The 20,557-nt window shown below is 61.7% G+C and carries 13 protein-coding genes; 2 read left to right on the top strand and 11 right to left on the bottom strand.

All coding sequences use genetic code 11. The annotated features are described in order from the left end of the window. Positions 1–163: 163 nt before the first annotated feature. On the bottom strand, positions 164–844 hold the full coding sequence (locus tag EN869_RS26545) for a redoxin domain-containing protein (protein WP_127229989.1): 681 nt from the start codon (positions 842–844) through the stop codon (positions 164–166). Positions 845–863: 19 nt separating this feature from the next. After that, positions 864–4,163, bottom strand: a complete 3,300-nt coding sequence (locus EN869_RS26550; protein WP_127229948.1) for an adenylate/guanylate cyclase domain-containing protein — start codon at positions 4,161–4,163, stop codon at positions 864–866. Between the two features lie 386 nt (positions 4,164–4,549). Between EN869_RS26550 and EN869_RS26555 the strand changes: the two genes are divergently transcribed. Further along, entirely contained in the window at positions 4,550–7,456 is a 2,907-nt protein-coding gene (locus EN869_RS26555) for a trifunctional glycosyltransferase/class I SAM-dependent methyltransferase/polysaccharide deacetylase (protein WP_245489306.1), read from the top strand. A 46-nt stretch (positions 7,457–7,502) separates the two neighbouring features. Here the strand turns inward: EN869_RS26555 and EN869_RS26560 are convergent, their stop codons facing one another. The 3 genes from EN869_RS26560 to EN869_RS26570 all read right to left on the bottom strand — a co-directional run bounded on the left by EN869_RS26560 (position 7,503) and on the right by EN869_RS26570 (position 10,464). Then, positions 7,503–8,888, bottom strand: a complete 1,386-nt coding sequence (locus EN869_RS26560) for a hypothetical protein (protein WP_127229946.1) — start codon at positions 8,886–8,888, stop codon at positions 7,503–7,505. A gap of 50 nt (positions 8,889–8,938) precedes the next feature. Further along, on the bottom strand, positions 8,939–9,463 hold the full coding sequence (locus EN869_RS26565) for a GNAT family N-acetyltransferase (RefSeq protein ID WP_127229945.1): 525 nt from the start codon (positions 9,461–9,463) through the stop codon (positions 8,939–8,941). Between the two features lie 176 nt (positions 9,464–9,639). After that, positions 9,640–10,464 (bottom strand): hypothetical protein, encoded by an 825-nt coding sequence (locus EN869_RS26570; RefSeq protein WP_127229944.1) that lies wholly within the window; start codon positions 10,462–10,464, stop codon positions 9,640–9,642. 204 nt (positions 10,465–10,668) lie between these two features. Between EN869_RS26570 and EN869_RS26575 the strand changes: the two genes are divergently transcribed. Continuing rightward, positions 10,669–12,084, top strand: a complete 1,416-nt coding sequence (locus EN869_RS26575) for an adenylate/guanylate cyclase domain-containing protein (RefSeq protein WP_127229943.1) — start codon at positions 10,669–10,671, stop codon at positions 12,082–12,084. A gap of 82 nt (positions 12,085–12,166) precedes the next feature. Here the strand turns inward: EN869_RS26575 and EN869_RS26580 are convergent, their stop codons facing one another. From EN869_RS26580 to EN869_RS26605, 6 genes are all read right to left on the bottom strand, one after another. After that, entirely contained in the window at positions 12,167–12,646 is a 480-nt protein-coding gene (locus EN869_RS26580) for a class I SAM-dependent methyltransferase (protein ID WP_127229942.1), read from the bottom strand. A 209-nt stretch (positions 12,647–12,855) separates the two neighbouring features. After that, positions 12,856–14,037 carry an ABC transporter permease gene (locus tag EN869_RS26585; protein WP_127229941.1) on the bottom strand — a complete coding sequence of 394 codons (1,182 nt, stop codon included), beginning with the start codon at positions 14,035–14,037 and terminating at the stop codon, positions 12,856–12,858. Continuing rightward, complete coding sequence (locus EN869_RS26590; RefSeq protein WP_095817435.1) at positions 14,034–15,032, bottom strand: ABC transporter permease; 999 nt, start codon at positions 15,030–15,032, stop codon at positions 14,034–14,036. The genes EN869_RS26585 and EN869_RS26590 overlap by 4 nt, the downstream gene beginning before the upstream one ends. 2 nt (positions 15,033–15,034) lie before the next feature. Further along, positions 15,035–16,933: an ABC transporter substrate-binding protein gene (locus EN869_RS26595; RefSeq protein ID WP_127229940.1), complete on the bottom strand. Its 1,899-nt coding sequence runs from the start codon at positions 16,931–16,933 to the stop codon at positions 15,035–15,037. Beyond that, entirely contained in the window at positions 16,930–18,825 is a 1,896-nt protein-coding gene (locus EN869_RS26600) for an ABC transporter ATP-binding protein (protein ID WP_127229939.1), read from the bottom strand. Before EN869_RS26600 ends, EN869_RS26595 begins: the two co-directional genes overlap by 4 nt. A 144-nt stretch (positions 18,826–18,969) precedes the next feature. After that, positions 18,970–20,307: an adenylate/guanylate cyclase domain-containing protein gene (locus tag EN869_RS26605; RefSeq protein WP_127229938.1), complete on the bottom strand. Its 1,338-nt coding sequence runs from the start codon at positions 20,305–20,307 to the stop codon at positions 18,970–18,972. Positions 20,308–20,557 lie beyond the last annotated feature (250 nt).

Below are 20,557 nucleotides of genomic sequence, written 5' to 3' on the forward strand. Positions count from 1 at the left end.
CTATGCAAACCCAATTGATCTCATTGAGCAAAGTGGCCAGCAGCGAGGCTGAAGGTAGTCAGGTTGAGCCCGAGATGCAGCGCAAGCACGCGTGGTGCTTCGGCGCGCAGCGATGTCCCTATTGAGGGCACCGGAAGGCGTCGTCAGCGGCCCAACCGGCTGTCTATTGGGCGACCTGCGACACGGCTGACATCAGCTCCCGCGGGCTTGGCGCCGCAAACATGTATCGCCCACCCTCTGGAACTTCCGTGAAGCTCCAGCGGACGATACCCTGCCGGTCGAGTAGGAACTGACCGATCAATTGTCCGTGTCCGGTCGCCATCATCTGCTCGTCGGCTTCGGTCACTTCGTAATGGTCCTTCTTGTCGAGGAATTCGCTGGCCGCAAAAGGATCCATTGGAGCGGGCAACTCGCCTGGCAAGTCGACCCGCATATCCTTTGCCGCCGACATCGAGACCTTGTACGGCCATTGCGTCTCGTTTTCGGTGAATTCGAGATTGGGCAATCCAAAAGCACGATGTGAAGCGCGTTCAGGATCGGAGGCCGCGAGCAGATTCGGCATCGGGTGGTAACGGAAATAGAGACGCGCCCGCTCGATCGGCGTGTTGACCACCGTCAGGCTCCCCACGCCCTTTTCGCGCAGCTCCGGATCAAGCCGAGCCTGGGCTGCGATATGGCGCCGGCAGAACGCGCAATGCAGACCTCGGAAAAGGCCGACCAGGACCGGTTTTTGTCCGCGAAAATCGTCGAGCGCGATCTTGCCTTCCTGGGTAATGGCGTCGAGCACCACGTTCGGCGCACGGTCGCCCGGTTGAAGCGGTATCAAGTCAATGCGCGCTGACATTGCCAACCTCCCACCCCGGCTAGTCGAGAAAAGGCAGCACCACAAGCCCTTCCGGGTCGAGCCCGTGCTGGGCGCATATACCCTGCGCCAGGGAAAAGTAGCGCTCGGCCTCGGCCAGATTATCGAGGTCGAGATTGAGCGTTGCAAGACCATCATAGCACGGAAACAGCAGTTGCGGTTCGCCCGTTTCGCGAGCTACGTCCAGTGCTTCGTGGAACAAGCCAATCGCCAGTTCCGGACGGCCGTTGCACTGGTGGATTTGCCCAAGCACGATCAACGGCACCGACAGATGCTCGCGCTGGTCGAGCGCCCGGTCGATCTCGATGGCTTTCTCGGCGGCAGGCACGCCCTCCGTCGGACAGCGATCCGTGAACGTACAGCAAGCGACCGCCAGATTGGCGAGGAGGCGCGCCTGGAAACCCAAATCACCAATATGGCGCGCCACTTCAAGACCACGCCGGCAGACCTCCATCGCCTTTGTCGGGTCGATGGTCGTGTAAAGCACGCCGAGATTGGTGTAGCCGCGGCAAGCCGTGCCCAGTAGACCGGCGGCTTCGGCCAATTCGATGCTGCGCTCGACCTGGCCAACGGCTTCGCGGTCTCGTCCAAGGCGTGCCAACGCGACAGCCTTGGTATTGAGCGCCTCGGCGGTCACAAGAGTGGCATCACGCCCTATCTCGGAAACATGCTCGGTTGTCAGCGTGCGTACGCAATCCAGCGCCGCGTCAGCCCATTTTGCCGCGAGAGCGTTGTCTCCGCTACGGAACGCCTGTCGGCCACGTTCTTGCCAGAGATGCGCCTGCTCGACCGGGGCATCCGCGCCATCGAGCAGCGCTGCCGCTTCGGCGTAATGAGATTCGGCGTTGTCCCGCTTGCCGACGTCCCAGAGCAGCCGACCGATCTTACGCAAAACCCGCGCCGAAGCGACACGATCGGCTGACGCGCGATATGCCTGCAGCACCGTCTCGTAGTGCTGGTGCGCGACGTCGCGGCGGCCTGTCGGGCCGCTCAAGTCGGCAATGCGCTCTGCGATCGCCAGTTTGAGCGGTGTTTGCCCTGTCTCGCGCAACGCAGTCAGTGCTCGCTCGTAGAAACGAAGGGCGTCGTCGTTGGCGTATATCATGCGAGCGCGATCGCCCGCTGTCTGCAGGTAATGCGCGCCCCTCTCCCGCTCGGCGCTCTGTGCGAAATGATGACCGAGCGCGGTCAAATCCTCGAGCCGTTCCGGCTTATCGCCGCACAGTTGCTCCAAGGCAGCACCGACCCGCCCGTGGATGTCGGTGCGGCGTTGCAGGAGCAGGTTCTGGTAGATCACGTCCTGCAGCAATGTTTGCGTAAAGCGGTAGCTTTGCGACGAGACCGAGCCTGATCCTGCAACTTCCTCGATGATTTCCGCATCGCATAGCAGTTCGCAGCCGGCCTCCAGCCGGCCCGGGTCGGCTGTCACGGCTTTCAGGAGTGTGGCGTCGAAGCGCGGCCCGATTACCGCCGCTTCCTGGGCCAACCGGCGCACCTCCTGGGGCAGCCGGTCGACGCGGGCAAGCAGCATTGCCTGGATAGTGGCGGGAATGCCGGTTGCGACTTCGCCTGCCACAGTCCGCCATCGCTGGCCCTCGCGCACCAGGACACCGCGATCGATAAGGCCGCGAACGATCTCCTCTATAAAAAGCGGGTTGCCGCCCGCGCGCTCGAGGATCTGGTCGACAAGGCTGCCCGTGGAGCTTACCCAGCTCTCGCCGAAAAGCGCCGCCAGCAGGCTGCGTCCTTCATCACTGTTCAGCGGCGAAAGCCTGAGCGCTGTGTGGCTGACCCGACTTGAGTCGAGCTGGTCGTTGTCCGGCGCCGGACGATGCGTGACCAGCAACATCAACCGCGTGCGTTCCAACCTGTCCATCACGAAACGCAAGGCCTCGAGCGACGCGGCGTCGGCCCAGTGCAGATCTTCGACCACAATCAACAGCGGCGACAAAGCAAGCCGCCGTTCGATGATTGTGCGGACTGCGTAGAGAATTTGCCGACGCAACTGCTCGGGCTCGACATGCTGCAAGGTGGCATCGGGGTCGCCAAGGCCAAGCACATGGTAGAGCAAAGGCATCAGCCGCTTCGCCTCCTCGCCCTGAAGGCCGAGATCGGTAAGCAAGCCTGCGAGCTTCTCCCGCATTTCCTCCCCATTGTCGTTTTGCATCATCCCGGCAGCGCTGCGCACCACTGCGCCCAAGGCGCCAAATGATTGTTCGCCCAGCGGTGAGCACGTGGCCTGCCGCACGGCGACGTTGCGAAAACGATCCTCGTCGCCGACGCGGGCGACGAACTCCTTAACCAGCCGCGATTTACCGATACCGGCTTCTCCGACGAGGCGGACAAGCTGAGCCGAGCCGCCGCACGCCTGGTCAAGGCTGGCCAGCATTCTATTGAGCTCCGCGCCGCGACCTATTATCGGCGCGCTGAGGCCGAGCGCCTCTAACCCGCGCGCTGCACGCGGCGCCGCAAGCGGTCCATCCAGTCGATGGACGAGCACGCTGCCAGCCTTGCCGCGAAGCACGACATCCCCCAGCGACTCGTAAGAGAAGGCATGCCGGGTCAGCCTGTGAGTGAGCTCGCCGACCAGCACCTCACCCGGTGCGGCCAGCGATTGCAGGCGTTGCGCCGTATTCACCGTATCGCCGGTCACCGAATAGGATTTGGCGGTGCCGATGCCCAATCCTCCAGTAACGACCGGACCAGTGTTTATGCCGATGTGGAGTAACAGAGGCGAGCCGGAGTGGGAGGTGCTTTCGCCGAGCCGCGCCGTCCGGGCGATCATGTCGAGAGCGGCGCGAAGCGCACGTTCCGGGTCGTCCTCATGCGCGACGGGCGCACCGAACAAAGCCAGCAGCGCATCGCCTATGAATTTGTCGACGAAACCACCAAAGTTTCGCACCGCCGCCGTCAATTCCTTGAACAAGTCGTTCTGCAGCGCTTGCATGACTTCGGGGTCGAGCTGCTCGCTGAGCGTCGTGAAGCCGCAAAGGTCGGCGAACAGGACCGTTACCGTTCGGCGATCGGCGTCGGAGACGGGATGCAGCCCGTCTTCGCTTTCGATTTTCGCAAGCAGCGACGGAGTTCGAGAAGGCGGCACAATGGTCCGGCTTGGTGTCGGAGCGGGCCGTTCGACGGCCTTTGCAGGCGCACCGACGCTGGCCCCACATTTCGGACAGAACTCGAAATCAGGTGCGCAGAGGTAGCCGCAACTGGCGCATGGCACGGGCTGGCGCTTGCCACACTTCGGACAGAAGGCGAAACCGCTCTCAACCTCGAAACCGCAGCCCAAGCAGTCCATGGAACAAGACCTCACTTGCGGCCGTGACGGCGTGATCTCGCTACGCGCTTCACGGCCAGGGTGTTCACAAGGATGGACCGATCGCGGCCGACCAGCAAGCGGTTGCGCAATTTGTCTCGCCCAGGCGCATCGATTGCGGCTCTGGGCGGTCGGCATGAGCGCTTGTTATTCAAGCCTGTCTTCAAGGCTCTTTTGCCTGCCTCCAATTCACCTCGATCTTGACAGAGCGGCGCTGCTATCCGATGCCGTTATCCCGTTCTAGTCAGTCGCCGACTCTTGCCGAAGAAAACCAAAGCTCGATGAACCAGGAAATCGCCGGCTATTTTTCGGGACCCTTGTTCTCCCTTCGAACCAGGCGCGGGTAAGACGGCGTGGCGCATAACCCCTTGGTCTCAATCGTGGTTGCTGCGCACAACGCGGAGGCGACGCTGGCGCGCGCGCTCGATAGCCTGCTCGAACAGGAAATAGCGGATTGGGAGGCGATCATCGTCGACGACGCCTCCACGGACCGCAGCCCCGCGATCATCGCCGCTTATGTGGAGCGCGATGCCCGGTTTCAGACGTTAACCATTTCCGCCAATAGCCCCGCCCGCGCACGCAACAGCGGGATTTCGACAGCGCGCGGCCAGTGGCTGATGTTTCTGGATGCCGACGATTGGGTGGATGCCAGCTTCCTCGCCAAAATGCTGTCCGCGCTGAAAACCGCTCCCGATGCGGTGGCCGCCTATTGCGGTTCCCGGCGCGTGATTCCGGACGGCGCGCTCACCCCGCCGAGCATCTCGCCGGAGGTGGCGGTCCAGCCCTTCGAAACATTCGCCCGCCGCTGTGTCATTTGCACGCACGCGCTGCTGGTCGACCGGGGGGCGATTGTCGGGTTAGGCGGTTTCGACGCTTCGCTGCGCACTTGGGAGGACTGGGACCTATGGCAGCGTCTCGCACGTCTGGGCAGACGTTGGGTGATGGTCGACGAGCCGCTCGCTTTCCATCGGATCAATCCCAACGCGCTCTCCCGCAATTCGGCGCAGATGATGGCGGATGCGGAAATCGTGATCGCCCGCGGCTTTTCGCCTGATCCCAGGGTCAAACACCCGGCACCGGCTCACGCCAATGGGGCGATCGAGGCCAACGGCGGCACGGCTGCCGAAGCCCTCGCGTGGTTCGCGTTGTGGAACGCTGCGTCGGATTGCGGCCGTGGCTCGCTCTCGATCAACTCGCGGTCCCTGCGCGCGCTCCCGGCAGGACGCAAGTGGGCGCGTGACAACGCCAAGGTGGTCCTCGATGGCCTGATGGTGGGAAGCCTGTCGGTGCCGGCGCAATTGGGAGCCAGGTGGGACAGGTTCGGCGGCGCCATCACCGAGTTGACCATCGAACTCGGCAAGCTCTACGGCGATCCCGGAGCTGGTCGCCGCGTCCAGTATCACCTTGAGCAAATGCTTCTCGACTTCGATGACCTTGCCGCGCCGCGCAAACTGGGGCGGACACTCGGACTTCGCGTCGACGCTCGAAATCCGACCTCGACCGAAATTCCGGACGGAATCGACCAGATCTATGCCTATCTGATGATAGATAGGCGGATCGAGGCTCGCATCCAGTTCGGCGCACTCGGAAGAGTGACAAGGCGTCATTGGATTGAATTGATCCTGAATCTCGTGCCCCCTGAGCGGCTTGCGCAGCAAAAGGGCGCCGGTGCCGACACGTTTGCAGCCGAGGCATCGTCGTCCATAGCGGAAAGCCGGTCCGATCGGGACAGCCACTTCGGCAAACTCGCGCGATTGGCCACTGAGGCGCAGGAACAGGTTCGGTCGAGCGCCGAACCTGCAGAGCGTCTTGCGGCACCGCGCCGGAAACCCGCCGCGGATGACCACGACAATGATCGCACGTCGTTCTGGGACCGCCATTTCGCGACCGAGGATCCCTGGAACTACGGTTCGCCCTATGAGCAGGAAAAATATGAGCGGCAGCTCGAAATTCTGCCTGCCGGTCCCATCGGACGGGCGCTTGAGCTGGCCTGCGCGGAGGGCCACTTCACGCGGCAGTTGGCGCCGCGAGTGGGCCATTTGACCGCAACTGACATCTCCGCCGTAGCCATCGGGCGGGCGCGCGAGCGATGCAGCGATCAGCCGAATGTCGAGTTCGGCGTACTGGATTTCTCCGCGGACACGCTGCCGGGCGAAATGGATCTGATCTTCTGTTCGGAAGTGCTCTACTACCTGGATGATCTCGCCGAGTTGCGGCGCATCGCCAAAAAATTTGTCGATGCGTTGGCGCCTGGCGGCAGTTTCATCAGCGCACACGCATTCGTGCTGCGCGACAATCCCGAAAGGACGGGCTTCGACTGGAACACATTCGGCGCGCAAGCGATCTCAGAGACGCTGGCAGCGGCCGAAGGCCTCGTCCTCGAGCAATCGATTGAGACCGAGCTCTATCGCATAGACCGTTTCCGCCGCCTGTCACCAGGCGACGTGGCGACGGAACCGATGATTGATCATGTGCCAATACGCGCGCCCGTCGGATTAGGAGTCGCGCGAAATATCGTCTGGGGCGGGGCGCGGGCCTTGCGCCGCGACGTCGCACGCAGCGAGCGGCGGCAGCGCATCCCTGTCCTCATGTATCACAGCGTCGCCGACGATGGTCCGGCCGCCCTCGCCCGTTTTCGGTGCACGCCCGCCGCATTCGCCAGCCAGATGGCATGGCTGCGCGCCAACGGCTTCCACGCGATTAGTTCCGAGCAGCTCGAACGGTTCATCGCCGACCGTCAGCCTTTCGTTGGCCGCCCGGTGCTCATCACATTCGATGACGGTTTCCAGAACTTTGCCGACCATGCCTGGCCGGCCTTGCGCAAGAACGACCTGACCGCGGAAGTATTCCTGGTGACGGACTTGGTGGGCAAAAGTGCAGAGTGGGACGCCCACAACGGTCCGCTGACGCCGCTTATGGACGCCGGGACGGTGCGACGCCTCGCGGGCGAAGGTGCGTTTTTCGGAAGCCATATGGCGACGCATCGCGCGATCGATGGTCTGTCGACTTCCGACCTGGCCGCCGAGCTCCTGCGCTCTCGTATGTTCATCGAGCGGTGGACCGGTCGGCCAACCACGGCGTTCGCGGCGCCCTTCTCTGTCACCGACCGGCGGCTTGGCCGGCTGGCCAGGGAGTGCGGCTATCGGATCGGCTTCGGCGGCAGACACGGGCCGGCGGACCTCGATTGCGATCCCATCGACCTTCCGCGCATCGAGATTCGTGGGGATCGCTCGCTCGATGACTTTGTTGCCATTGTCGAGGCCGTGCTCGGATGAAGCGGCCGGCCCATCGATAAGCCCCGTCGCTTCCGGTTTATGCGCCTCAGGTCGCGTTGATCGCTGCCTTGCCGATCTTGCGCCATCGGGCGTTTTCGCGAACCAGTTTCAAGTCGTCGGTCGTCTCGGCAAATGTCCGCAATCGGTATTGCCGGAGCAGGTCCGGGAAGAGCGCCCCTTCCGGCAGGCCGGCCAGCTGCTCGCGGACCGAGATCTTTTCATCGATGACCCGCGTGCCCCAGGCATTTTCCCGAATCTGCAGCTCCGCAGCCAGATCAAGTTCTTCCGGTGCGTTTTCGTCCAGCGCAGCCAGCAGGATCGAGTGGAAAAGCGCTACATAGCCAATCTGTCTCAGGCCGCCCACAACCCGCACCCGTGGCAATATGGCAAGCACGAGGAACATCAGAAACAGGTTCGGCAGCAGCATGCCGTCCAGCAGCGCCTGCCTGAGATGCGGCCGCTCGAACGGGACGGAAAGACCATGCGGCCTGTCAGGCTCGATCAGGTGCCCGTTGTCGAGGACGAGCCTGCGCACGCGCTCCTCGCGGATGCCCCAGAAATAGTCCGTGGCATTGGGCAGGAATCTGCCAAACGGGCTCGACATGGCCTCTTGCAAGGCACGGTCGAGACGCTGGCGTCTTGCGGGCTGGGTGAGCAGCCTGGAAAGAAGGCTGCCGTCATGTTCCAGATGCCGAGCCATGGCAGAAGCGGCGAGCCGATCATCGATGAAGACGGGAGCGGCCATGCCGGAACGATCCCAATTGGCGACCAGATCCTCGTTGAGGGCTGTCAGCGCATCGGCGGCGGTTCCAAACACCTTGTCCTGACTGGCAAGCAGTGTGCCCCGCCAGCGGCTGGCATCCTTTTCATCGCCAACCGCTTCGATCGCGCGCTTGTTGAGGGAGACAGGACCGGCCACGCAGACGCTCTTGCGGCACAGTTTGTGGCGCCCCAAGCCAAACAGGTTGACCTTGTCGTCGCCGACATCGAGCCATCCCGGCCCCTCCCGGCCAACGGTCTCCATGGTCATCGTCGTTCCCATGAAGCCGAAGAAGGCCGACAGCCCGTTTTCTACCGCGCCGAGCCAGGCAAGCAGGAGGGCATCGAAGGTAATCCGATCCATTAGGAGGAGGCAGTGCAGGCCGGATTGAATGACCGGTCTGTGCTCGAACTCTTCCAGGACCTTGGCGACCTCCTCAGGCTGCATGATCGCATCGAGGCGCTGACGCAGGACGTCGCGCAGGATCGAGCGGGCGGCGATCGCCGGGCCCGATACAGGCCTTGCCACCGGCCGCCACAGATGGCGGGCGTAGTCGGAAACCGGTGCATTCCAGTTCTGCTCGATGTCGCGTGCGACTTCCGGGCAGAGCAGCGACAGCACAGCCAGAATTTCCACCGGAGGCGTAGGGGTTGGATCAAAGACGGCGGTCATTGGTCCCGTCTAGCCGCATGTGTTGCAAACGCCAAGGGAAACAGCGAATCTCAGAACCGCAGTCGGGCCATGCTCAGGAGGTCGTGGTACTGCCCGTCGGTGAAGCCGGCCTTCACATGCCGACCTTCGACCTCGAAGCCGTGGCTCGTGTAGAGACGGACGGCCGGTTCGTTGTCGGCATAGACGGTCAATTCGACCCGCTTCAGGGCCCGCCAGTTATCGGCCACGTCAAGCAGCGCGGAAAGTATGGCAGAGCCGATGCCCTTGCCGACAAAGGCATCGTCAAGGCCGATATTGATCTCGCCGACATGCGAACGGCGCGGCGAACTCTGCACGACCAGGTTGCCATGGCCGACGACCTTGCCCTCCAGCTCCGCGACGATCCAGGTGGTTTCCTGGCCGGACTTGGCGATGCGCCGCTCCACCTGCTCCACCCTCTCGAAGGGCATTCGGAGCGTGCCCCAGCGGAAGCCCGGCATGTTGAAGATAGCGCAAAGCGCCTCCGCATCACTTGGCCGGACGGCTCGGAGCTGCGGCTGGATCTTCTCGGAGGATGGCGAGGTCGTACTGGTCATGGCGTTCCCGGCTAGAGCAATTCCAGGAAAAGTGTAAGCGGTTTTCCGCCCGGAATTGCGTCAGAACAAAGAGATAGAGCAGTTCGCCGTTTCCTTTGAAACGGTGAAATGCTCTAAGGCAATCGGTCCGGCACGATGCACCGGACGTCACCTGAAAATCCAGTCGTGTCCCTAAACTATGATGCCGATTGCGAGCTAAAATGCCCGAAGGAAGCGTAGAGTTTGAAGACGCCGCTGAGACCGATCCAGCCGAAAAGGGCGAGCCAACATAATGTCTTTGTCGCCGTCCAGTCGATCCGGTGCACCGCAGCGTCGGTGATGACCAGGCCAAGGATGGCAAGCAGGCCAACAAGAAACTGCGCCAGGCCGAGCACAAGCAGTTCCTCGCGCGGCGCGTTTTTCCAGAGGAGATATACACCGCCGGCGCCGGCGAGGAAGATGGCGCTGTAGACCTGGGCGTGGAAGGGATCGACCGGCCATGGCCAGCTGCTGCTGACCACCCGGGGAACCACCAACATGCCGATGCCGTATAGCCCAAGGATCGCCGTTTCCGCTGACATGTAGCCGCGCCATGCGGGGGTCAAGGTCACGCCTTTTGCCGAAGGACGGGCCCTGGCCCGCCACAGGAACAGCCCGGATACCGCGGCCGAGGCAAGATAGACCAGGAACCAGAGCCAGGCCGCTTTTCGTTCGAAATTGAAATAGCCGAGATTGATGAACGAAGCCGCCGACACGATGACGGTGAAGATGAAGGCCATGACGAGCACCAGCCTGCCGGGCGACCAGCGATTCCAGAACAAGAGCGCCGCCATCACCGCCATTTCGGCGGTGTAGAAGCCGCCGAGGAAGCGGGCGCTGAACGGCGTGACGGGCCAGGGCCAGCGCGGCTTGACCAGCGCGGGCGCGAAAAACAGGCCGGCGCCCACGATCAGGACGATGATGACGGCCGCGGAGAAAAGGCGCAGGGCCCCTGGAAACGGCGGATTGTCGGATTTCGGCATGGGAGAGAGCCCCAAAGATCGATGCCCATGCGCCATCATAGTGCCGCTTGGAGTCGGAGAAAATCCGTCCAATGGAAATCGAACCGTCGCCGTGCTTGTCTATTCGAATTGGCCGTACGGTCCGTTTCGAAGTAAAATGCGTCATTCGGACCAAGCGCGGTCCGGTCAACACGCCCCCGGGGCGCATTTTCCGGAGCCTTTACGATGAACGAAGCCCAGGATCTGTTCTCGCTTTTGCGGCAATCGAGCGATGTCGATCCGATAGCGGTCGACGCGATCAGGCGAACTATCGCGGAGGGCGATGACCGCGAGCTTTGCCGCATCAATGTGCCGGCTTTCGCCAGCAAGCATGGGCTCGACGAGGAGCGCGCCATAGGAGCCTTTCTCCACGCGGCGCGGGTGGGAATCTTCGACGTCTCCTGGAATGTCCTGTGCCCCGGCTGTGGCGGCGTGCTCGACACCAACGCCACGCTGAAAACCGTGCAGAAGGACGAATACACATGCGCGCTTTGCGCCTCGGGCTATTCGCCGACCCTCGACGAGATGGTCGAGGTGACATTCACCGTCAGTCCCCGCATACGCAGGATTGCAGCCCACAATCCGCATGAGCTGCCGCCGCTGGAATATTTCCGGCAGATCTATTGGGCGTCCGGCGTTGATCTGCCCGATGAAGACTTCGCGAAAATCATGGAAGATATCTCGCTGGAGGACATCGAGCTTGCGCCCGGTGAAAAGGCGGTTCTGACCGTACAGCTTCCGTCCGATTTCATCATCGTCTTCGAGCCGGTTACCCATTCGGTGCAGTTCATCGACGTGAAGGGTGAGCCGACAAAGGAGCGCCGAAGCCTTTCGCTGGTCTTCGATCGCGACCATGTCCAGAGCCAGACGCTGGAGATGCAACCCGGCCCGTTGCGCATTTCACTGGAAAACAGGACCGACACACGCGTGCTGCCGACGGTGTTCATCGCCGGCCAGGGCTTGCACGATCTGCTGGGCAGGCGCCGGCCCTTCCTCACCGCCAAGCGCCTGCTCACCAATCAGACGTTCCGCGACCTCTACCGCACGGATACGCTCGACATCAACCAGCGCCTGAAGATCACCAGCCTGACCTTCCTGTTCACTGACCTGCGCGGATCGACCGCGCTTTACGAACGGGTGGGCGACCTTTCGGCCTTCGATCTCGTGCGCGCGCATTTCCAAGTTCTGCACGAGATCGTGGCGGCGGAGGCGGGCGCCGTGGTGAAGACGATCGGCGATGCGGTGATGGCGACCTTCGCGACGCCTGATCGTGCGATTGCCGCGGCCCTCAGGATGCGCGATGCCATGCGTGCGCTCAACGAGAAGAGCGGGCGCGAGGACCTGCTGCTCAAGATCGGAGTCCATGCCGGTCCCTGCATCGCCGTGTCCATGAACGAGCGACAGGACTATTTCGGCCAGACGGTCAACATTGCTTCGCGGGTGCAGAACCTTGCTAACGCACAGGCGATCTTCGCCACTCATGCGGTGGTCGACGACAATCTCACCGCCGATCTATTGCACAGCAAGGCGCTGACGCCGGTGCCCCACGAGGTCTCGCTGCGCGGCATTGAGCGGGAGATAGCAGTATATACGATCCCCTGAAGAAGCTTAGTCCTGAAGACTTGGCCCCTGAAGGCTCGGCCCCTGAAGGCTCGGCCCCTGAAGGCCTGGATCGTCTGCGCCCTCACACGCGTCGGCTGAGATAATAACGATCGGCGGGCTCCGAAGTCGGCGGCGGGAGGCGTTGCAACAGCGGGTGATCGAGCGGCGTGCCGCTGACCGCGAAGCCGCCGACGCGAAGCAGGCGCGCAATCAGGCCCGGAAGCCAGGTAGAGGTTATCGCATCGCGATCGTCATAGCCGGTGCCGATGTCAGCATGAACCAGAGCGGCGTCGATGCCGACGAACCTGACCGCTGTCTCGCGGATCTCGCCGAGCACGAGATTCTCAGCGTCTGGAATCGAACTGGCGTGCGCGCCAACCTCACGGTCGAAAACCAGGATCCGGCGCCCGGGCAGGAGCTCACGCAGATGGTGGAACGTGCGGCCATTGCCGAGGCCCAGCTCGAGCACCGGCCCCTCCATCTTCGCCACCTCGGGGCAGATCTGATTGAGAATGTCGCGCTGTGCGCTCATCCTGCTGATGAAATTATCGAGGCGACTCATATGCGTCTATGTGTCCTGAACCAGCTCAGCAATTGAAAATGCCCGCGACCAGAGCGGTTCACGGGTGAAACCCGAGGGCGACGTCTTCAGCCCCGATCGCTTCTCGGCAGACATAGAGGCGAACGATGAACCCTGCAACAATCAAACAGGCTGCCGACAAGCGTCGTACCGGTCGAGCGGGCGAACCGGTGCGCGGCGTGGCGGCGATGTCACTTGTAGGGGTCCGCCGCGTCCCGCAAGCCGTCGCCGAGGAAGTTGAATGCCAGGATGACGAGAATGACGGGGAGGATCGGCAAAAGCAGCCATGGATAGAACGCGATCACGCTGACGCTGCGCGCCTCGGTGAGCAGGATGCCCCAGCTGGTTATCGGCGCCCTCAGGCCGAGCCCAAGGAAGCTCAGCGCAGTCTCGCCCAGGATCATGCCGGGGATGGAGATCGTCGCCGTCGCGATCAGATGCGACATGAAGCCCGGGATGAGGTGCCGCCGGATAATGCGGCTGCTGCTGGCGCCCATCAATTGCGCGGCTAGAACGTAGTCCTCCTCGCGCAAGGCCAGAAGCTTTGATCGCACGGCCCGCGCCAGCCCGGTCCAGTGGAGCAGCCCGAGGATGACGGTGATGCCGAAATAGATCAGGATCGGACTCCAGGTTATCGGCATGATCGCCGCCAGAGCCAGCCATAACGGAATGCTGGGAATCGATTGCAGAACTTCGATGATCCGTTGAACGATCAGGTCGAACATACCGCCATGATAGCCGGCCAGCCCCCCGATGATGATGCCAAGGACGAAGCTGAAACTGATGCCGACAAGGCCGATCGTCAGTGAAATGCGTGCGCCGTAGATGATGCGCGAGAGCACATCGCGCCCCAGCCTGTCGGTGCCGGCTAGAAACAGCTGGCCGTTTTCGGCAGGGCAGACAAGATGCCTGTCACCTTCGATCAGGCCCCAGAACAGGTAACTGTCGCCCTTGCAGAAGAAACGGATCCGCTGAACATCATCCTGCTTGTCCACATAGTTCCGCTTGAGCGTGTCCATATCCAGCGTCATCTGGCGGCCATAGACGAACGGCCCGACGAACTGGCCGTTGTGGAACAGGTGCACCCGCTGCGGTGGCGAATAGATGTAGTCCATGTTGCGCGTGTGCAGATTGTAAGGCGCCAGGAACTCGCAGATCAGTATCCCAAGATAAAGCGCTGCCAGGAATATGCCGGAAATGAGGGCAAGCCGGTGCCGTCGGAATTTCCACCACATCAGCCGCAACTGCGACGCCTGGAAGACTTTCGACTGCTCAGGCGTCATCGCCTCGACCGACTGCAGGTCAAAGGGCGCGATGGAAACGTAGTGTTGCAGTGGAGCACCCGGAGCGGGCAGCGGCGATTGCGTGTTCATTTGGTGCTGCCGCCTTGCAAGCGAATTCGTGGGTCAAGCAGCGCCAGCGCCAGGTCGGAAATCAGGACGCCGATGACCGTCAGGAAGGCGAGGAACATCAGGAATGACCCCGCCAGATACATGTCTTGGCTTTGCAGCGCCTTGATCAGCATCGGCCCGGTAGTTTCCAAAGACAGCACGATCGCCGTGATTTCGGCGCCGGAGATGATGGCCGGCAGGATCGAGCCGATGTCTGAAATGAAGAAATTGAGCGCCATGCGCAGCGGATATTTGACCAGCGCCTTGAACGGATGAAGGCCTTTGGCGCGCGCGGTCACGACATATTGCTTGTGTAGCTCATCGAGCAGATTGGCGCGCAGCCGCCGGATCATGCTTGCCGTGCCACCGGTGCCGATGATCAAGACCGGGATCCAGAGATGGGCGAGGATCGACTTCGCCTTGGCCCAGCTCATCGGCTCGCCGAGATATTGCTGGTCCATGAGATGGCCGATGGACGTGCCGAACCAGATGTTGGCGAAATACATCAGGATCAGCGCCAGCATGAAATTCGGAATGGCAAGGCCAAGAAGGCCGAAGAAAGTCAGGCCGTAGTCGCCCCAGCTGTACTGATGGGTGGCTGAGTACATGCCGATCGGAAAGGCGATGAGCCAGGTGAAGATGATCGTGACGAAGGAAACCAGCACGGTCAGCCACATTCGGTCACCGATGACATCGCGAACCGGCAGCTCATATTCGAAGGAATAGCCGAAATCGCCATGCAGCATTCCGCCGACCCAGTAGAAGTAGCGAATGACCGGCGGCTTGTCGAAACCATACTCCTTGCGCATCATCTGGATGCGATCGGAATCCACCGCTTCGCCCTGAGCCCGAAGCTCTGCAACATAGCTGTCGAAATAGTCGCCCGGGGGAAGTTCGATGATCGTGAACACCAGCGCCGATATGATCAGCAGCGTTGGAACCATCACAGCAATGCGCCAGACAATATATCGAAGCACGCTTAGGACTCTCCAAGCCAGAATGTGTCCGGCATATAGACACCGAAATAGGCGGTCGGGTCGTAGCCGTAGAGCGCCTTGTCAGGCAGATTGCGCAGCCGCGAGGACGCCAGAACCGGCTGATGCGTTCCGTTCACCGTGCCGATCGAAAACACCTGATCGGTGTAGATCGACAGCATTGAATTCCAGATTTCTGCGCGCTCCGCGGCTTCGGTCGAAACGTTCCAGCGCTTGAGCAAAGCCATCAACTCGACGACAGGCGGAAGATCGGGCGCCTCCCCGACCGTGCCGTGAGACAGGTAGTGAGCACCCCAGAGCGGCCATTGCAGTTGGTCGTCCATGGTGGGGGCCAACTGGGAGGGGTTCATATCGGCGGTCGGTACACCATTGTCGATGCCCGACCAAATCGACATCATGATCTCGCCACCTAGCGCGCGGCTGCGGAAGATATCGCGCTGCGAAGTCCGGACGAACAGGGCGATGCCGACCTGCCGCCAGTGATCGGTGATGAGTTCGAGCGCGTCGGTTTCCAGCGTGCTTTCGCCGGCCGTTTCCACGATGACCTGCGCCGGGCGTCCATCGGGAAGGATCCGCAGACCGTCATCGTCGCGCCTCTGAAGCCCTACCTCATCGAGCAGGGCATTGGCCTGGTCGGGATCATGGGCGACCCAGGCTTTCGCGAATTCCGGCCGGTAGAGCGGGCTCTCCGGCAGGACCGTATCGGCACTTTCCTGCGCCAATCCGTAGAACACCGCCAAATTGATCTCGCGCCTGTCCACGGCAAGCGAAAGCGCCCGGCGCACGCGCACGTCGCGAAGAATGCCACGCCACACCGGGTCGGCACAATTCAGGTTGGGCAGCAGCGCCAGCCGCGAACCCTGTGTGCGTTTCCACAGATGCATCTTCACCGGGTAGCGCTTCTCCGCGTCCTTCAGGAAGGCGTAGTCGGCAAAGTCGATTCCCATGCATTGCAGGTCGCTCTCACCCGCACCGGTCTTGGCGGAAATGATTGCCGACGAGCTCACATTCATGACTACCCGGTCAACATAGGGCAGCTGCCGGCCATTCTCGTCTATTCGATGAAAGAATGGGTTCCGCTCGAAGATGAATTGCTCGGCCGGCGGCTTGGTCCGGTTCCGCCAGGGATCGAGCGTCGGCAGTTCCGGGTTCTCCGGGCGATACTGCCGCGACATGCGGATATGCAGGAGCGTCCATTTCTTGGCCCTGTTCTCCTCCATCAGGCCGGCGAGCCGGAACGGATCCTGGTATTTCTTGTGGAACTGCTTGAGATAGGCGGCCGGCAGGACAAGCGATAGCGGCGAAGCGGCAGCGAGCTTGGGCAGGAAGTCGGGATTGGGCGCATCCCAGCTATAGCGGACCGTCAGCGGGTCGACGATCTCGAAGCGTGGCGGCTTGCCGTCCGCCAGCAGAGTCGGGGGGAGCCCGCCCTGCGTAAGCTCATCGTTCAGCCAGACATCTTCCCAGCAATAGCGAAAATCCTCCGGCGTCAGCAGGCTGCCGTTAGACCATTTATGTCCTTCCCGTATCTTGAAAGTGAAGACGCGATCGTCCGCCACGTCGAAACTTTCGAGAATGTCGGGTTGCAGGTTGAGCTTTTCGTCATAGCCAACCAGGCGAGCATATCCGTAGATGGTCATCATCCGGATATCTTTCTGGCTGCCGATGATCGTGCGCAGCGTGCCGCCATACTGGCCGGGCTGCCGGCCCATCGCAGCGAGATTCAACACGCGCGGGCGCTTGGGCAAGCGTTCGGCGAGTGGCGGCAGCGCCAGGGCCTTCAGCAGAGGCTGAAGAAATTCCGGTTCCAGATCGCCGGCGCGCAAAGTGCTCGGCACGAATGCCGAAGCCATCAGTCCAAGGAGGGCGCGCCGGCTGATCAATGGCGTAGCTCGCTGGCATCGGCCGAGCGTCGGGCCAGAACGAGGTGGCCGCCGCCAAGATCGAGCGGCGACAGCACGTCCTCTTCGCCCTCGTCGCGGAATTGCGGTCCCCATGCGCTTGTGTCGGAAGCGCCGCTGAGCTTCAGCGTCTTGAAATCCATCGGCCTGTCGAGATCGGGGAAAGGTACTGCGGCGACCAGTGAGCGCGTGTAGGGGTGGATCGGTTTCCTGAGCAGAATTTCGCGCGGCGCAAGCTCGACGATACGCCCGCCGCACATCACAGCGATGCGGTCTGCCATGTAGTCCACCACAGCCAGGTTGTGCGATATGAACAGGTAGGTAAGGCCCAGTTCCTTCTGCAGGTCCTTCAGAAGGTTCAGGATCTGCGCCTGGACAGAGACATCGAGCGCCGAAACCGGCTCGTCGCAGATCAGCAGTTCAGGCCCCAGCGCCAACGCGCGCGCGATGCCGATACGCTGGCGCTGCCCTCCGGAGAAACTGTGCGGATACCGCTTGATGAAGCGTGGATCGAGCCCGATTGCCTGCATCAAGCTCTTGACCGTGGCTAACCGGGACGCGGCATTGCCACGTTGATGGATTTCCAGCGGCTCGCTCAAGATGTTTTCCACCGTCATGCGAGGTGAAAGCGACGAAACCGGATCCTGAAAGACCATCTGGATTTTCGCGCGGAGCGTGTGCAGGGCGTCTCCCTCGCCTTCCAGGACGTCGATCGGTCCATCGCGGCCGTTGAAGATCACAGAGCCGCCGCTTGGGGTGACAGCCCGCATGAGGATCTTGCTGACGGTGGTTTTGCCGGAGCCGCTTTCGCCGACCAGACCCAGGCACTCACCCCGCCTTATATCGAAGCTCACGCCGTCCACGGCGCGAACGGAGGTTTGATGATCCCCGCCGAACCATCCGGACTTGCGGATGGTGAAGGTCTTTTTCAGATCCCTGACCGACAGCAGGATGTCGTCCGGCCCCTTCGATGCCGGCGCGGTCTGCTTGCCGAGCAGGTTCCCGACATTCACCGGCACCTCGCGCAGCGCCTTTAGTCGTTCGCCAGGCTTCAGGTCGAAATGCGGAACGGCTGCCATCAGCCCCTTAAGGTAAGGATGGCCTGGCCGGCGGAATATCGCCTCCACAGGTCCCGCCTCCATGATCTCGCCATGGTACATGACCACCACCTCGTCGGCGACATTGGCGACCACGCCGAGGTCGTGCGTGATCAGCAGCATCGCCATGTTCAGCTTGGTCTGAAGCCCGCGCAGCAATTGCAGGATTTGCGCCTGGATGGTGACATCCAACGCCGTCGTCGGCTCGTCGGCGATCAACAGAGCGGGCCGGCAGATAAGCGCCATGGCGATCATGGCACGCTGACGTAATCCTCCTGAAAGTTCAAAGGGATACATGTCATAGGCGCGCTTGGGATTGGGAAAGCCGACAAGGCTCAGCATTTCCTCGGTCCGTGCCTTGCGCTCCGCCCGAGCCATGGGCGTATGAATCTGCAGGGATTCACTGACCTGGTTGCCGATCGTGTGCAGCGGCGACAGCGATGTCATCGGCTCCTGAAAGATCTTGCCGATGCGGCGGCCTCTCAACGCCCGGATTTCGGGCCCATCACGCGGCATCTTGAGAATATCCTGCGTCGTGCCGGGGTTCTCAGGATCGGAAAACAGGATCCGGCCGCGAACATGGGCTGTGTTCGGCAAAATGCCCATCACGGCCTGGCTGAGAACCGATTTTCCGGAACCTGACTCGCCCACAAGCGCGGTAACCTTACCGGGCAGAACGCGGAGATTTGCACGCCTGACGGCATGCAACGGCCCCCCGATGATGGCAAAAGAGATGCCAACGTCTTCGATCCGCAGCAGATCGACACCCGAATTCATTCTCACACCAGCCCCACTCTGGCAGCTCCAGAAAGCGAGACTAGCGCATTGCCAGCCCAGAGCAACTTGGATTCGAAACGGTCGCCAGCGACGGAACCGACGACCGAACTGGCTACCAAAGGCGATCGGGCCAGATTGTGGCGGTTACTGGAGCTTGCTCGGGTCGCCCGCCGCCATCCGCGCGGCATCGCGATGAAGCAGCATGACCTGCTCGGCGTCCGATCTTCTGTCGTGAGCATACTCCGGCGCACCGTCTTCATCGGGTGCGAGAGCTCCCGACAGATCGGGGGAAAGGACCGTCAGCTTCTTGATGCCAGCCAGTTCCTCGTTGCCGAGCGTCAGCCAGCTGTTGGCGCCGCAATAGCCGGCGAAGTCTTTGCTGGCCAGAACGCTGTGCGGATATTTCTTGGTCAGGGTCTGGAGGCGCTGGACCTCGTTCACAGCCGAGCCGAAGACAGAGAATGTCAGCCGATCGGTAAGCCCGACATTGCCAAACATCACATTGCCGACATGCAGGCCGATACCAAATTTGATGTCGGACAACCCCTGCTCCTTTCTGCGCAGGTTGAGATCCATCATGCGCGCGCTGGCCTTGTGCGCGGCCGCAAGGGCAGCCTGGCAGGCGATCTCGGACTGCGAACGGTGCCTTTCGCAAGGGTAGACGGCAATGAAGCCATCACCAATGAAACTCATGATCTGCCCGCCGTTGCGATTGAAAGGTGCGGCAACGGCGTCGAAAAACTGGTTCAGCGTATCGATATAGACTTCACGGCCGGCGGTTTCGGCAAGCCTCGACGACCCGCGCATATCTCCCATGACCAATGCGGCCCGGATTGTATCGCCCTCGCCGCGCTTGATCTGTCCGTCAAGCACGCGTCTGCCGGCGTCACCGCCGAGATAGGTGGTCATCATGTTGTCGGCGAGCTTGGTGAGCACCGCCATCTTGGTGGCGATAGCGAGATGGCTCTGGATGCGCAGCAGAGCTGAAATCATACTGTCGCTGAAGCCCGCGGCGCTGTCGGTGGACCAAGACCCCATCATGCCCTGACTGCTGTTGCCGCTGAAGGGATGGACGAAAGCCATGTAATCCGTGATGCCCATAAGCCGGAGGTCATCGAAAACAGGAAACTCCGATACTACGGACGGGTCGAGCCGGCGTCGCAGATGGTCGAGCTTGTTGCTGAGCAGATGGTAGTATGGGCTGGTCAGGAATCTCTCGGACGGCACGCCGGCCTCCTTGCGGAAGCCTTCCACTTCCATGCCCTGGCCGCGAATCCAGGTGAAGCCAAGCGCGTCATAAAGCGGATGAAGCATCGAGAAGCTCAAATGCACCCGCTTCAGCGGCAGGCCGGCAGCAGCCAGCCGTTCGCAAAAGCCATTTACCAATGTTTCCAGGTCGTTGCCCGCCAGCGCCGATTCGTTCAGCCAATCGGCAACCTTATCCATGAGAATGGTGGAAATTTCTGCGTACGATGTGCTCATTCTATCTCGAAACCCGTCGGAAGACGGAACCATTATCCTTTGATCTGCCATAACACCGTCCGTCAACCACCCAACGATAAGACACCCGAAGTCAGCCAGGCCGGCCTCGGCGGCCAAAGCGGCGAAGACTTCCCCGATGACTGTCCTTGCGGCAAAGGGGAAGGCGTAAAAGCATCTGTATTCCGTGGCGTTATGTGGCGAGGCAGCCGGCGGAGTGCAACCACGATCCTGACACCGCGCAAGAAATTCG

Origin of the sequence: Mesorhizobium sp. M2D.F.Ca.ET.226.01.1.1, assembly GCF_004022705.2 — a bacterium.
In the GTDB taxonomy this organism is placed as follows: Bacteria; Pseudomonadota; Alphaproteobacteria; order Rhizobiales; family Rhizobiaceae; genus Mesorhizobium.

Bases quoted from the DNA above. Each gene is read 5' to 3' on its own strand.
- EN869_RS26600 (WP_127229939.1), bottom strand. From the start codon at position 18,825: ATGAATTCGGGTGTCGATCTGCTGCGGATCGAAGACGTTGGCATCTCT.
- EN869_RS26580 (WP_127229942.1), bottom strand. From the start codon at position 12,646: ATGAGTCGCCTCGATAATTTCATCAGCAGGATGAGCGCACAGCGCGAC.
- EN869_RS26545 (WP_127229989.1), bottom strand. From the start codon at position 844: ATGTCAGCGCGCATTGACTTGATACCGCTTCAACCGGGCGACCGTGCG.
- EN869_RS26560 (WP_127229946.1), bottom strand. From the start codon at position 8,888: ATGACCGCCGTCTTTGATCCAACCCCTACGCCTCCGGTGGAAATTCTG.
- EN869_RS26575 (WP_127229943.1), top strand. From the start codon at position 10,669: ATGAACGAAGCCCAGGATCTGTTCTCGCTTTTGCGGCAATCGAGCGAT.
- EN869_RS26605 (WP_127229938.1), bottom strand. From the start codon at position 20,307: ATGAGCACATCGTACGCAGAAATTTCCACCATTCTCATGGATAAGGTT.
- EN869_RS26550 (WP_127229948.1), bottom strand. From the start codon at position 4,163: ATGGACTGCTTGGGCTGCGGTTTCGAGGTTGAGAGCGGTTTCGCCTTC.
- EN869_RS26570 (WP_127229944.1), bottom strand. From the start codon at position 10,464: ATGCCGAAATCCGACAATCCGCCGTTTCCAGGGGCCCTGCGCCTTTTC.
- EN869_RS26565 (WP_127229945.1), bottom strand. From the start codon at position 9,463: ATGACCAGTACGACCTCGCCATCCTCCGAGAAGATCCAGCCGCAGCTC.
- EN869_RS26585 (WP_127229941.1), bottom strand. From the start codon at position 14,037: ATGAACACGCAATCGCCGCTGCCCGCTCCGGGTGCTCCACTGCAACAC.